Source organism: Rhizobium sp. RHZ01 (assembly GCF_014851595.1).
In the GTDB taxonomy this organism is placed as follows: Bacteria; Pseudomonadota; Alphaproteobacteria; order Rhizobiales; family Rhizobiaceae; genus Rhizobium; species Rhizobium altiplani.
The window spans coordinates 18,547-31,812 of record NZ_JACUZZ010000023.1 but is presented as its reverse complement, the minus strand read 5'-3'; the positions used below and the strand labels follow the sequence as shown (position 1 = coordinate 31,812).

Annotated in this window: 16 protein-coding genes; 5 read left to right on the top strand and 11 right to left on the bottom strand. The window is 57.3% G+C overall.

The features are described from left to right. Positions 1-2 precede the first annotated feature (2 nt). The 7 genes from IB248_RS21845 to IB248_RS21815 form a co-directional block, all read right to left on the bottom strand. Positions 3-974, bottom strand: a complete 972-nt coding sequence (locus IB248_RS21845) for a D-glycerate dehydrogenase (RefSeq protein ID WP_018858221.1) — start codon at positions 972-974, stop codon at positions 3-5. Positions 975-1,098: 124 nt separating this feature from the next. Further along, positions 1,099-2,223 carry a branched-chain amino acid ABC transporter substrate-binding protein gene (locus tag IB248_RS21840; RefSeq protein WP_018858220.1) on the bottom strand — a complete coding sequence of 375 codons (1,125 nt, stop codon included), beginning with the start codon at positions 2,221-2,223 and terminating at the stop codon, positions 1,099-1,101. Positions 2,224-2,341: 118 nt separating this feature from the next. Next, on the bottom strand, positions 2,342-2,695 hold the full coding sequence (locus tag IB248_RS21835) for a DUF6867 family protein (RefSeq protein ID WP_018858219.1): 354 nt from the start codon (positions 2,693-2,695) through the stop codon (positions 2,342-2,344). Between the two features lie 24 nt (positions 2,696-2,719). After that, complete coding sequence (locus IB248_RS21830) at positions 2,720-3,448, bottom strand: ATP-binding cassette domain-containing protein (RefSeq protein WP_018858218.1); 729 nt, start codon at positions 3,446-3,448, stop codon at positions 2,720-2,722. Beyond that, positions 3,448-4,323 carry an ABC transporter ATP-binding protein gene (locus tag IB248_RS21825; protein ID WP_026371924.1) on the bottom strand — a complete coding sequence of 292 codons (876 nt, stop codon included), beginning with the start codon at positions 4,321-4,323 and terminating at the stop codon, positions 3,448-3,450. The genes IB248_RS21830 and IB248_RS21825 overlap by 1 nt, the downstream gene beginning before the upstream one ends. After that, positions 4,323-5,717: a high-affinity branched-chain amino acid ABC transporter permease LivM gene (gene livM, locus IB248_RS21820; RefSeq protein ID WP_018858216.1), complete on the bottom strand. Its 1,395-nt coding sequence runs from the start codon at positions 5,715-5,717 to the stop codon at positions 4,323-4,325. Before livM ends, IB248_RS21825 begins: the two co-directional genes overlap by 1 nt. Positions 5,718-5,721: 4 nt before the next feature. Continuing rightward, complete coding sequence (locus IB248_RS21815; protein WP_018858215.1) at positions 5,722-6,624, bottom strand: branched-chain amino acid ABC transporter permease; 903 nt, start codon at positions 6,622-6,624, stop codon at positions 5,722-5,724. A 401-nt stretch (positions 6,625-7,025) separates the two neighbouring features. On the opposite strand from IB248_RS21815, the gene cysQ reads away from it, so the two are divergent. Then, entirely contained in the window at positions 7,026-7,820 is a 795-nt protein-coding gene (gene cysQ, locus IB248_RS21810; protein WP_169683570.1) for a 3'(2'),5'-bisphosphate nucleotidase CysQ, read from the top strand. Positions 7,821-7,928: 108 nt separating this feature from the next. Then, complete coding sequence (locus IB248_RS21805) at positions 7,929-8,192, top strand: hypothetical protein (RefSeq protein ID WP_018858213.1); 264 nt, start codon at positions 7,929-7,931, stop codon at positions 8,190-8,192. A gap of 17 nt (positions 8,193-8,209) precedes the next feature. Here the strand turns inward: IB248_RS21805 and IB248_RS21800 are convergent, their stop codons facing one another. Next, positions 8,210-8,950: a LuxR C-terminal-related transcriptional regulator gene (locus IB248_RS21800; RefSeq protein ID WP_113470936.1), complete on the bottom strand. Its 741-nt coding sequence runs from the start codon at positions 8,948-8,950 to the stop codon at positions 8,210-8,212. Between the two features lie 398 nt (positions 8,951-9,348). Here IB248_RS21800 and IB248_RS21795 point away from each other — a divergent pair, with 398 nt between their 5' ends. Then, positions 9,349-9,624, top strand: coding sequence for a DUF1153 domain-containing protein (locus IB248_RS21795; RefSeq protein WP_007533628.1), 276 nt, complete (start codon positions 9,349-9,351; stop codon positions 9,622-9,624). Positions 9,625-9,943: 319 nt separating this feature from the next. Next, entirely contained in the window at positions 9,944-10,225 is a 282-nt protein-coding gene (locus tag IB248_RS21790) for a GNAT family N-acetyltransferase (protein WP_018117275.1), read from the top strand. Between the two features lie 100 nt (positions 10,226-10,325). On the opposite strand, the gene IB248_RS21785 is transcribed toward IB248_RS21790, so the two are convergent. Further along, complete coding sequence (locus IB248_RS21785; RefSeq protein ID WP_018117276.1) at positions 10,326-10,676, bottom strand: hypothetical protein; 351 nt, start codon at positions 10,674-10,676, stop codon at positions 10,326-10,328. Positions 10,677-11,115: 439 nt separating this feature from the next. On the opposite strand from IB248_RS21785, the gene ctrA reads away from it, so the two are divergent. After that, the gene (ctrA, locus tag IB248_RS21780; protein ID WP_003542362.1) at positions 11,116-11,817 is read left to right on the top strand and encodes a cell cycle two-component system response regulator CtrA; all 702 of its coding nucleotides are present in this window, start codon (positions 11,116-11,118) and stop codon (positions 11,815-11,817) included. 115 nt (positions 11,818-11,932) lie between these two features. Here ctrA and IB248_RS21775 read toward each other — a convergent pair whose 3' ends face one another. Then, positions 11,933-12,295 (bottom strand): response regulator, encoded by a 363-nt coding sequence (locus tag IB248_RS21775; protein WP_018858209.1) that lies wholly within the window; start codon positions 12,293-12,295, stop codon positions 11,933-11,935. Positions 12,296-12,408: 113 nt separating this feature from the next. Then, on the bottom strand, positions 12,409-13,056 hold the full coding sequence (locus IB248_RS21770; RefSeq protein WP_018858208.1) for a histidine phosphotransferase family protein: 648 nt from the start codon (positions 13,054-13,056) through the stop codon (positions 12,409-12,411). Positions 13,057-13,266: the final 210 nt, after the last annotated feature.

Here is a 13,266-nt window from a genome sequence, read left to right as displayed (position 1 = left end):
GATCAAACAACGCGGTCGGGCGGCGACCGCCCCTCGAAGAAGGCAGTGACGTTGTCCACCACCTTTATCCCCATGGCCGTGCGGGTTTCCTCGGTCGCGCTGCCGAGATGCGGCAGCAGAACAACATTCTCCATGACTTTCAGCGCATCCGGTACGTGCGGCTCGGCCGCATATACGTCGAGCCCGGCACCACGAATGACGCCGTCCTTCAGGGCGGCGATCAAAGCCACCTCGTCAACGACATCGCCGCGTGCAGTATTGATCAGGAAGGCGCCGGGCTTCATTGCCGCAAGTCGACCCACATTCATCAGGTGTCGGTTTACCGCACCACCTGGGCAATGCAGGGACACGAAGTCGGATAGCGCCAATACCTCCTCAATCGTCGGCAATTGCCGTGCCCCGTAGCGCGCCGCTTCCGACGGATCGACCGGTGATCTGTTGTAGAAAACCACGTCCATGCCAAAACCGAAATGGCAACGTTGTGCGAACGCCCTGCCGATGCGCCCGAAGCCGATGATGCCGACGGTTTTGCCGGTGACCTTCGTCCCGATCATGTGCGTCGGGCACCACCCGGCCCACTCGCCGGAGCGGACCTGACGCTCGCCCTCGCCGCCGCGCCGGGCCACTGTCAGTAGCAGCAGCATGGCGATGTCAGCCGTGCAATCGGTCAGCACGTCGGGCGTATTCGTCACGACGATCCCGCGGCCCTTGGCGGCATTGGTGTCGATATGATTGTAGCCGACCCCGAAATTGCCGAGTATGCGCGTGCGCGGCGTCACGACATCGAAAACGGCTGCGGGCAACTTGTCGGAGACCGTCGGCAAGATGGCATCGTACTCATCCATCGCTTGGCGCAATGCCTCCACGCTCATCGCTTCATCGCGCAGGTTCAATGTTACATCGAACCGTTCCGAAAGGATGCGTTCGACGGCTGACGGCCAGCGGCGCGTAACGAGAATGCGTGGTTTGGACATGGTGACCTGTTCCGAATGCTGGTTGGCTTTCTAGCCAGTAGCCCAAAAAGCCCGATGGGCCAAACAGAAGAAGCCCGGTCTTGCGACCGGGCTTCCAAATTTCGCACAAGCGGGGGATGAACCCTTACTTGGCTTCCTGCGGGAAGTAGCTGTACTTGCCGTCTGGACCCTTCTTCCACTCGTACATGATGTAGCCGGGAAGCTTCGGGTCGCCCTTTTCGTCGAATGACATGTCGCCGAGAACGGTCGGGAACGGGCCCTTTGCCTTCATTGCAGCAGCAACGGCTTCAGCGTCGTTGGAACCGGCAGCCTTTGCACCGCCAGCGATCGACTGCAGCGCAGCGTAGGAGTAGAGCGTGTAAGCCTCCGGGTTGAAGCCGGCAGCCTTGAACTTCGCAACGAGGTCCTTGTTGGCCGGGTTCAGCGTCGGATCGGGGCCGAAGGTGTTCAGCGTACCGGCAACTGCGTCGCCAGCGATCGATGCCAGTTCGTTCGAAACGATACCGTCACCGGAAACCAGCGTAGCTTTGAGGCCCTGGTCGGCAGCCTGACGGATGATCAGACCAGCTTCGGTGTGGAGGCCACCCCAGTAGATGATCGTGACGCCGGCTTCCTTCATCTTGGCGATGAGAGCCGAGAAGTCCTTGTCGCCAACGTTGATGCCTTCGTAGAGGGCTTCCGTCGTGCCAGCAGCGTTCAGAGCCTTCTTGGTTTCGTCAGCGAGACCCTGGCCGTAAGGCGTCTTGTCGTGAACGACAGCGATCTTGGCGTCCTTGAAGTGGTCAGCAAGATACTTGCCGGCGATTGCACCCTGCTGGTCGTCACGGCCGCAAGTACGGAATGTGTTCCAGAGGCCGCGCTCGGTGAACTTCGGGTTCGTAGCGGCCGGGGTGATTTCGAGCATGCCGTTTTCAGCGTAGACTTCGGAAGCCGGGATCGAAACGCCCGAGTTGAAGTGGCCGATTACGAACTTGACGCCGTCAGCAGCGAACTTATTCGCAACCGAGATGCCCTGCTTCGGGTCGGAAACGTCGTCGCCGAGCACGATCTTGACCTGCTCGCCGTTGATGCCACCAGCGGCGTTGATGTCAGCGGCCGCCTGCTCTGCGCCCTTCTGGAGCTGAGCGCCGAACGCAGCGTTCGGGCCAGTCAGCGGACCAGCAACGCCAACGATGATGTCGGCCCATGCGTTGCCGCTGAAGGCGACCATCGCCGTCAGTGCCACAGCCGACAGGAGAGACTTTTTCATTCTGTTACTCCCAATTTTTTAGCGGGTTCCGTTCCACTACCCAGCGCATTACCCACTTTACTGCGCCAGGAAACTTGTTCCACTCCGAGGGGCATCTGTCCCTAGATTCAACCGGCTGTCAATGTTTTGCCTTCCAAGAGAAGGGGGACGTCTTTTCGTATAGCCAGTAGTAGTTGTTGACCATCTGATTGGTCCGGCGATAGCGATAGCCGGCCGTCGAGAAGATCAGAAGCAAGACCAGGTCGATTACATAGTAAAAGAGGCTGAGAACCGGTCCATCGAACAGTGCGTGATGCAGGAATTGCATCGCACCAGCAAGCAGAACCGTATAGGCGATTACCAGAGGATAGTTGCTCCAGCTCTCGGCCGCGGCTCTGCCGGCCCTCCATGCCGTCCAGAATCCAATCAGCACGACAACCAAGCGAATGGCGCTGCGCACGCCCGTATCGCTCTCAAAGAAAAGTCCCTGCATATCAAAGTCTCCCCTTCGTCATGCTCAATGACGTCCGCCTTCAAGATAAGCGGCACGCACTTCCGGATTCGCGAGAAGTTCCATACCGGAACCGCTCATGGTGACCTTGCCGTTGACCATGACATAGGCACGGTCCGACAAGCGCAGAGCTGCGAAGGCGTTCTGCTCTACGAGGAAGACGGTCAGCCCTTCTTCCTTGTTGAGTTTCTTGATCGCCTCGAAAATGCCCTTAACGATCAGCGGTGCCAGACCAAGCGAGGGCTCGTCGAGTAGCAGCAGCTTCGGACGCGCCATAAGCGCGCGACCGATCGACAGCATCTGCTGTTCGCCGCCCGAGAGCGTACCGCCGCGTTGACCCTGGCGCTCCTTGAGGCGCGGGAACATCGCAAAGACCTTCTCGACGTCCTCGTTGAAATATTTCAGGTTGTCGAGGCCCGCGCCCATCTGGAGATTTTCCATGACGGTCATGCGCGGGAAGATACGGCGTCCTTCAGGCGACTGCGCGATGCGGAGGCGGGCGATCTCATGCGTCGGCAGACGCGTGATATCTTGGCCATCGAAAACCACCGAGCCCTTGCGCGCCTGCGGACTTCCGCAAATCGTCATCATCAGCGTCGACTTGCCGGCGCCGTTGGCACCGATCAGGCTGACGATCTCGCCGCGATGGACCTCGATATCGATTCCGGCCAGGGCCCGGATGTTGCCATAGTAGGTTTCAACGCCCTGAACGTTCAGAAGTGGCTGGCCAGTCATTAGTGCGAGCCTCCTTCGAGGTTCTCTACGGCTGCAATCACTTCTTCCACTTCCTCGTCCTCGACACCGAGATAGGCCGCGATAACCCGCGGGTCCTGCTTCACTTCATCAGGCGTGCCATCGGAAATCTTCTGACCATATTCCAGCACGACGACATGGTCGGAAATTTCCATGACCACCGACATATCGTGCTCAATCAGCAGGATCGACGTGCCGCTTTCGCTGCGAATGCTGCGCAGCAGCGCGTTCAGCGCGGCCGACTCGCGGGGATTGAGGCCAGCAGCAGGCTCGTCCAGGCACAGAAGTTCCGGCTCCGTACACATGGCGCGCGCGATCTCAAGCCGGCGCTGTGCGCCATAAGGCAGATCACCAGCCGGGTCATCGGCGCGATCAATCAGATCAGCCTTCTCTAGCCAGTGGCGTGCCAGTTCAACGGCATTCTTCGCCTCTGCCCGATACGGCCCGATGCCCACGAGACCCATCACGGTGAACCCGGACGCCTTCATCAGCTTGTTGTGCTGGGCGACGAGCAGGTTTTCGAGAACCGTCAGGCCGGAAAACAGCCGGATGTTCTGGAACGTGCGGGCAACCTTGGCTTCCTTGGTGATCCGGAAGTCCGGAAGGCGCTCCAGCAAGAACTCCTTGCCGTCCTTCTGCTTCAGCGTGATCATGCCCATCGTCGGCTTATAGAAGCCGGTGATGCAGTTGAAGACCGTCGTCTTGCCGGCGCCGTTCGGGCCGATGAGTGCGGTAATGTCGCCACGCTTGGCTTCAAATGAGAAGTCGTTGATCGCCATCAGGCCACCGAACTTCATCGACAGATGCTCGACCTTCAGCAAAGTATCGCTGGTCATGTTTGTTTCCTGAGGGCTCATCAACCGTGGCCCTCCTTGGTAAAGCTGCCGGAAACTGCCTTGCGCTCCTTGAGGAAGGCTGTCGGTTCACGCGACCCCACGAAGCCGCGCGGCTTGATCAGCATCACGACGACCATCGCCAGGCCGAACAGCAGCATGCGGTAAAGCTCAGGCGTGAAGTCCGGTCCGAAAATCATCTTCAGGAAGGCCATCTCACGCAGCATTTCCGTGCCGCCAACCATGACGATCGCAGCGATCGCGATACCGGTCAGCGAGCCCATGCCGCCGAGAACGACGATGGCGAGGATAACAGCCGATTCCAGGAAGACGAACGATTCCGGGGAAACGAAGCCCTGACGAGCGGCAAAGAAGGAGCCTGCGAAACCACCGAACATAGCGCCCGTCGCAAAGGCCGTGAGTTTCGTCGTCACCGTATTGATCCCGAGCGAGCGGCAGGCAATTTCGTCTTCGCGCATGGCCTCCCATGCACGGCCGATCGGCATCCGGCGCAGGCGGATCGTCACATAGGCGGTCAACATGCAGAGGGCAAGGATCAGGTAGAAAAGGAAGATCTTGTAGTACGCCGACGACATCGGCAGGTGGAACAGCTTCGCAAAGCCACCGGCGCTCGCATCGAACGGGATGCCGAAAAGCGTCGCCTTCGGAATGCCCGAGATACCGAACGTGCCTTTGGTGAGATCCGTCCAGTTGATGATGACCAGGCGAATGATTTCACCGAAGGCCAGCGTGACAATCGCGAGGTAGTCGCCGCGCAGTCGCAGGACCGGGAAGCCCAGAATCACACCCCACAGCGCTGCCAGAATACCGGACAGAGGCAGGAGCACCCAGAACGACAGGCCGAAATAGCTGGACAGGAGCGCGTAAGAGTAGGCGCCGATCGCGTAGAACGCCACGTAGCCAAGATCGAGCAAGCCAGCGAGGCCAACGACGATGTTCAGCCCCCAGGCCAGCATCACGTAGATCAGAATCTGGATACCGAAGTTATCCACCCACTTCAGCGAACCCTGCGGACCCGCGACGGCGTAGATGAACACCGGATAGAGCAGCAGTGCGACGAGCGCGATCTTCAAGAAATGTGTGTGGAAAAAGCCCTTTTCGGCCGAGATATCCAGCTCGCCACTACGCGCCTTCGCCAACTTGCGTGCATCAAGGTGCGGCCGCAGGAAGACGACGGTCAGGAAGCGACCGACGGCTGCAATCGCTACGAATATAGCCAGGAGGCCCCAGCGCTGAACAATGATGAGTTCGTTGCTGATATTCTGATCGGTCTTCAGGCCAACGTACAGCACGAACATGCCGAACGCGATCAGGGCAGCAAACAGAGCTTCTTTAATACCCGTCTGAACAAGTCCGGCTTTGGCGGGCTTGTCAGCGGAACGTACAACATTTTCCATGACGTTAAACCTTCTCGACTTCCGGCCGGCCCAGGATGCCTGTCGGCTTGAAGATCAGCACGAAAGCGAGGATGGCGAATGTCGCCACATCCTTGTACGCGATGGTGAAGTAAGCCGACCACAACGACTCGATCAAACCGATCATCAGCCCACCCAGGACAGCGCCTGGAAGCGAACCGATGCCGCCGAGAACGGCCGCGGTGAACGCCTTCACACCCGGTACGAAGCCGTCGTTGAAGTTCACGACACCATAATACATCAGATACATGGTACCTGCGACAGCAGCCAGCGCCGCGCCCATGATGAAGGTGATGGAAATCGTCTGATCGACATTGACGCCCAGCAGCGCCGCCATCTTGCGGTCCTGCTCAGTTGCACGCTGAGCGCGCCCAAGCGACGTATGATTGACGAGGTACCAGAACACCGTCAGCAGCACCACCGTGATAAGGATGATGACGATCTGCTTCAGCGAGATGGAGATGCCGGCGACGTTGTATACAGTGCTGACCAGCGGCGGGATCGGCTTGTTGCGCGGCCCCTGGGTCACCTGGATGAAGTTCGACAGCGTGATCGACATGCCGATCGCAGTGATCAGCGGCGCCAGGCGGAACGATCCGCGTAGCGGACGATAAGCAACACGCTCGATCGTCCAGTTCCACAAGCTCGTCATCAACATTGCGATAAGGAGCATAACCAGCAGCAAAACTGCAACCGGAAGACCCGCAAACATGGAGGTGAGGACGAGAAAAACGATGAGGCCGGCGAAACCGCCAAGCATGAAAATATCGCCATGGGCGAAGTTGATCATGCCGATAATGCCGTAAACCATCGTATAGCCAATAGCCACAAGGCCATAGATGGATCCAAGAGTCAGCCCATTAACGAGCTGCTGGACAAAATATTCCATATACCATTTCCCCTGGATGCAAGCCGGTTTAGCCAACATCTCTTGTTATTAGAGCTTTTGATGCGCCCTTGATTAAGGATTTCATACCGCTTTCAAACCAAAAGGGAAGCGCAAAATCGCAAAGCTCCAAAGTTCTTTGCCGTTTTGGTGAAAATGACTTTTTTGCGACTAACAATTCGCTTTTTTTAACATGTGAAGCCCCAGAAAGCGCTTTTTGACTTTAGAATGGTGCAAACTGCAACACCATCCCGCTTTCGGACAATGCCGCGGCACGGGGCAGGCTGGATTCTGTCCCAGAAACTGTCGCTTGAATTTGGCAAGTTTCACTTGGCCGAGGGAATTGCTTATATAAAGGTGAAACGCTTCAGGTGAGCGCAACAAAAAGATCCGGAAGGCGAGCAATGCTCGAAACATTTGAGCGCGCCGCTCTCGAAGCGGGCAAAGCGATTATGAAGGTCTATCGGGAGGGATGCCCGACCGCCAGGAAAGCAGACAACAGCCCGGTCACCATCGCCGACGAGCGCGCCGAGCGCATTATCATTGCACAGCTTAAAGCCGCGTTCCCCGATACGCCGATTATCGCGGAAGAATCAGTGGCAGCAGGAAACGTGCCTGCGATCGGCAGATCCTTCTTCCTTGTGGATCCGCTCGACGGCACACGGGAATTCGTCGAGCGACGACGCGAGTTCACCGTGAACATTGCCTATATCAGCGGGGGACGCCCTCTCGCAGGGATCGTTTATGCCCCCGCCCTCGGCGTCGCCTTCGCTGGCGAGGACAGCAAGGCCGAGAAACTCCTTGTCGACGACCGTTTTCAGGTGACACGGCGGACGCCCATCCAGGTGCGTCCGCAACCGGCCGACCGGACGGCTTTGGCAAGCCGATCCCACAACAGCCCCCAGACAGATGTTTTTCTCGCCGCAAACGCGATCTCCCACTGCACCAACATCGGCTCCTCGCTGAAATTCTGCATGCTGGCTGAAGGCCTGGCCGACGTTTATCCGCGCTTCACGCGGACAATGGAGTGGGATACAGCCGCGGGGGATGCCGTGCTGCGCGCTGCGGGCGGCTCCACCGTAACGCTGGACGGGTTGCCGCTGACCTACGGCAAGACGTCTCAAATGCATGACAGCGACTTCGCCAACCCGAACTTCATTTCCTGGGGCGGCGCCAGATCCGCTTTGGAGCGGGCATAACCTCGTCGGAAAAACACGCAAAATCAGCGGGATGCGGCTTTCGCTGTCCACGTCTCATAGGGCGGCTTTTCTCTTGGCTCGGCTCTGCCCACAGGCGCTGGCAATCGCTTGCTTATCCCGGAGACCGGCTTTTATCTCCTGCAATTGACGGCAAGCACCCTCTCCTCCTCCGGGCACGAAACTGCGATCGAGGTAAATGGTACGACGGAACTCGCCTCTCTCGTCGGTTCCGCGTCGACCAGCGCAGCACGCGATATTGCCTGCACCGTGGCCGCATTGAACGAGGGAGACTGGCTGGCGCTCCTGCATCACGGAAGCGCACAATATGAGTTTGGAGCCGCAGAGACCGGGCTTTCGGCAATAATGCTCTAGATCGGTTCGATAAACGCCTAGAGCAGCCGATAGCGAAGTGCGCGAGCGATTGCCTGCATGCGGTTAACAGAGTCGAGCTTTCGCATCGCGCTCTTCAGGTAGCCGATGACCGTATGTGCGGAGAGATCGAGAATAATCGCGATCTCTTCACTGCTCTTTCCGGCGGCCGACCAACGCAGGCACTCGATTTCCCGGCTGCTGAGGTTCTCCATCGGTTGCTCAACAGGGTTCTGCTGCGCAAACAGCTCCAGAAACTCCATCGCCCGGAAAACCTGCTGCATTGCCTCTTCGCGAGCGAGACGCACGCGCTCACCCGAGAATGCGAATATGAAGTGCCGCAAATACATGTCATGCAAGGCAAAGGCAAATGTGTCCTTGAGGCCATGGCCCCTGAAGTGCGCCGTCAGCCGGTCGTTTCCCTGGTTTGCAGCCGCGCTTTCGAATGGCGCCTTGTCACAGAAGACAGGCATCGCTGTCGTCTTGAGAGCCGAGACCAGCTTGCTGCAATAGAAGAGGTCAACCTCCTCATAGAGATCAATGAGCTCTTGCGGCCAGTTGCTAGCGAGATAGTTGCTGGCGAAGCCACTGCGGTCCCCGCGCGGAAACTCCGCAAACAAGTAGTGGTTGAATCCCGCCTCGACTGCCATCTCAGCCACGCAATCGTTGAATCGTTCCGAGGACATTTTCTGCGCGGACGCGATCCGCGAAAAAACAGCATCCCCCACGCCGTCGCGGACGGCGCGTTCTTGCTTCTTCATTTTCCTGTCCCTCGGCGGCTAGCTTCGCCTCAGCTTCTTCATTTCGTCGACCAGAATGGCCACGCGCCGCAGAGGAAAAGCAAAGGCACGTATCAAAAGGACACGAAGCAAACCTTAGTTATTCCGGGCACCACGAAAAGAACGGAGACGCGGTCTTGCACTAACAACTACGTTGCGGCGCTTATAAATTGACGTTCGTCAATTGCCCACTAGCCATTGCGCATGGCTCCTATGCGCTCATCACAAATTTACGCAGGGGAAGGCTACGAGGGCGCGCAAATTGCTTCCAGGAAGTCGACGCCTAAACTTCTTATCAAAGTGTTACTATGCGCTTAGGCAATTCTTAAATGTGACAAGCTAGAGTGACGGCCGTGGTCTTGAGTTGTGTAGAGAGTCCAATGACCGAAATGATACGTCCCCGAGTAAAATATGTCATCGGCCCCGATGGCAGCCCGCTGACGATTGCGGATTTGCCACCGCCGAATACCAGGCGCTGGGTTATCCGTCGCAAAGCAGAGGTTGTAGCGGCGGTTCGCGGTGGCCTGTTGAGCTTGGAAGAAGCGTGCGAGCGTTACACGCTGACTGTCGAAGAGTTCTTGTCCTGGCAGTCTTCCATTAACAGCCATGGCCTTGCCGGTTTGCGCACCACGCGTATTCAGCAGTATCGCCACTGACACGCCCATCCTGGGCAACGATTTTCAGATTCGGGCCGCTTGCATGTCCTGAGGGGGATATACAGACGGCCCGCAATCATTAACGCAGCCTGCAGACGCCCTGCTTTTATGCTGCGACAAGCCTCACCACGAGTTCCCTGCTCCATAGACCACTCGGCAGGAAAATCGGTCGGTGAGCCGGAATTGCTGCCGGCCTCGTACCGGCAGCAATTGTCCCCGCCTCTTCTCATCGAACACTGTGTCCACATCGCCCGCCTTGGCGCGGCCGGGATGACATGCCAATTTCCGACCGACAGCTGAATGTTGACGAGGAATGGCAATGAACATCAGGAATGAAGAGAATCCCTCCGGCGGCCGCTACGTTGCAGAGGTCGAGGGCCATCAGGCCGAAATGACCTATTCCCGCGCATCGCCGGCGCTTGTCATTATTGACCACACCGGCGTACCCGATGCGCTGCGCGGCAAGGGCGTTGGCCAGGCACTTGCTCTTCATGCCGTCGAGGAGGCACGCAAAGGGGGATGGAAGATCTTCCCGTTATGTCCCTTCTTCAAAGCGCAAGCGCAACGCCACGAGGAGTGGCGCGACGTCATTAACGGTTAGCCCAATAACGCCAAAAGCCATGTATGACGGACGTGACGGCCCATCATGCATGGCTTTTTTCGAGGCGATCCCAAGGTGCCGACAGCACCCGTTTCCCGCCTTAGGCTCTTGCCCGGACTGCGCCGTCGCGCTCTTCGAGCGCGGCTGCACGTGCATATTCCGCCTGTATCTCTTCCAGCGCCTGTTCAAGCGCCTCTTCCTGCATCTTCAGTTCCTTGATCGAGACCTGAAGATTGTCCGCGCGCTGGCGAGCTGCCTTTGCGAAGGTCGGATAGGCGAAGTGATTCGGGTCGGAAATGCCGGACTTCTTTTCCTCGACGACGATCTGGCTCTCCAGATCCTTCGTCATCCTATCAAATTCGGACATCATCATCTGCAATTGCTGCAGTTGGCGACGTTTTTCGTTCACCTGAAACTCCTTCAGGCGAACTAGGCTCTCACGCGACTTCATACGCATTACTCCAGTGATGCGAGACCCCTGCTCCACTTTAAATCGCCCTTGCCGGCCGCTTTGACGCGGCCTGCTAAAAAATTTCCGTCGGTATTAACAAAAACCTACCGCTGGTAACCTTTCGTTTACGGGCATCGTTAATGATAGTGCCGATGATTTAAGGGTCGGTAAACACAACTACGCGATTTCCGATACTGTTTCATTGGTGAGTCGAATGAATCGCTTACCGGCCGTTCTTAATGTAAAAGTTAAGATCTGGCTTTGCGAATTCTCGTTGGAAAACAGCGGAATGGACAAAATATTTAATAAATTCGTTACCTCTTGCCAGAGTGAATCAGAATTTGTTAACCATTTCGTGGCAGCTTCCAAATCACGCAATGATGTATTCGGTATCGCGTAGGGGCCAGACCACCTTTCGGCGGCGGTAAAGGGGATAATAATGCGGGTACTACTCATTGAAGACGACAGCGCGACAGCGCAGAGCATCGAATTGATGCTCAAATCAGAAAGTTTTAACGTCTACACCACCGATCTGGGTGAAGAAGGCGTGGACCTAGGGAAGTTGTATGATTACGACATCATCCTTCTCGATTTGAACCTTCCCGACATGTCCGGATATGAAGTGCTCCGCACTCTCCGCCTGTCCAAGGTCAAGACACCCATCCTGATTCTCTCGGGCATGGCCGGTATCGAGGACAAGGTTCGCGGTCTCGGCTTTGGCGCCGACGACTACATGACCAAGCCGTTCCACAAGGACGAACTGGTTGCGCGCATACATGCAATCGTTCGTCGTTCCAAGGGTCATGCCCAGTCGGTCATCATGACCGGCGAACTGATCGTCAACCTCGACGCCAAGACGGTCGAAGTTGGTGGCCAGCGCGTGCACCTGACGGGCAAGGAATACCAGATGCTGGAGCTTCTTTCGCTCCGCAAGGGCACCACGCTCACCAAGGAAATGTTCCTGAACCATCTCTATGGCGGCATGGACGAGCCGGAACTGAAGATCATCGACGTCTTCATCTGCAAACTGCGCAAGAAGCTCGCAAATGCTGCCGGTGGCGCAAACTACATCGAAACCGTCTGGGGCCGCGGCTATGTTCTGCGCGAGCCGGACGGCGCCGAGTACGCCGAGACCGCCTGATACGTCAGCCCCTTTGCCAAGACTGAGAAAATCCCGTCCTCTGTGGCGGGATTTTTTCGTTGTGACATAGAAAAAGCCGCCCGTGGCGGCTTCGATCGTTGGCGGGTAGTCGCAATTATGCTGCGATAGCGCGGTGGCCGAATACGGCCGTCAGAATCTTGCGATCGAAGGGTTTGAGGAGGAAATCAGTCGCCCCTGCCCGCTTGCCCATCATCAGCTTCTTGAGGTCGGCCTCAACCACGCAATAGTAGATTTTGACGTCCTTGCCGCCTTCCATGCCGCGGATCGCCGAAATCAACTCGAGCGCGCGGTCCATGCCAGAATCGACGATCAGGTATTCTGGAAGTTCCACCTGGCAACTGGAGAGAGCTTCGACAACGTTGGAGGCTTCGATGACCATGAAGTCGAGTTCGGAAAGGATGCGCTTCCCCACCTTCCGAACGACGTCAGATGAGTCGGCGATCATAAACCTCTGCATGGCTGCTCCTTGCCCCAGCTTCTAATGCGGCTGGCGTGTTATCGGCCAAGAATAGAAACATTAGGCTAAGGATTTATTACCTCGACGGTCGGATCGCCGTCGAGGTCCCTGCATCAAGCTGCGATGACGTCAGCGGTAAACGTAAGTTCTTCGGCGGTCGCGCTATGCCCGAGCGCCATACCGCATTCATCGGCAAGCAGCACGGTGTAGTAGGGCTGGATCGAGTGGGCGTCGATGGCTTCCTCGATTTCCCCCGTAGAGATCTCCACGAATTTCGGCGGCAGGCGCATCAGCTTGCCCTTCGCAACGATCTTGAATTTTGCGTCCAGTTCGGGGTTCTCAAGCGTGACTTCGATGACACCGCCACGTGGAATTGACGAATAGGCTACCAGGAAGAGATTGAGCAGCAACTTGACGCGGTTCTTGGCGATAATCGCGCGCGGACCAGTCCAGACAACCTCGGTCTTCTTCTCCGCGGCAGCAAAATCCTTCGCCGCACGTTCGGCTTCGCCGGTATCGATCGAAGCCCCGACCGATCCCGAGGCCCCGAAGGCAAGCCGGGCGAACTTCAGACGGACAGAGGCGTTGAGCGCGCTTGTCCTGATAAGATCCATCGCGTCGGCATCGGCGCCGCCCTCGTCCAGAAGCTCCAGACCATTGTTGATTGCGCCAACCGGCGAGATGACGTCATGGCAGACGCGGCTGCACAGAAGCGCGGCCAGGTCGGGGCCAGCAAGGGTGAGGTTTGGATTCTTCGACATCATAGTCTCCAGGAGGGCGGCAGGGTCATTCCGCCGCCTCTTTTGCGTCATTTAAATTGCGCGAAGTTTGCGGCCGTACTCAGCGCCATAATGACACCATATTTGGTAAACCGATTGTTAAGACCATACGCGCAAAATGAACGAAACGCCGGAAACGGCTCATCGTACCGACCATGATGAACGGATAACACCATGCGCGCCCATTTTTTC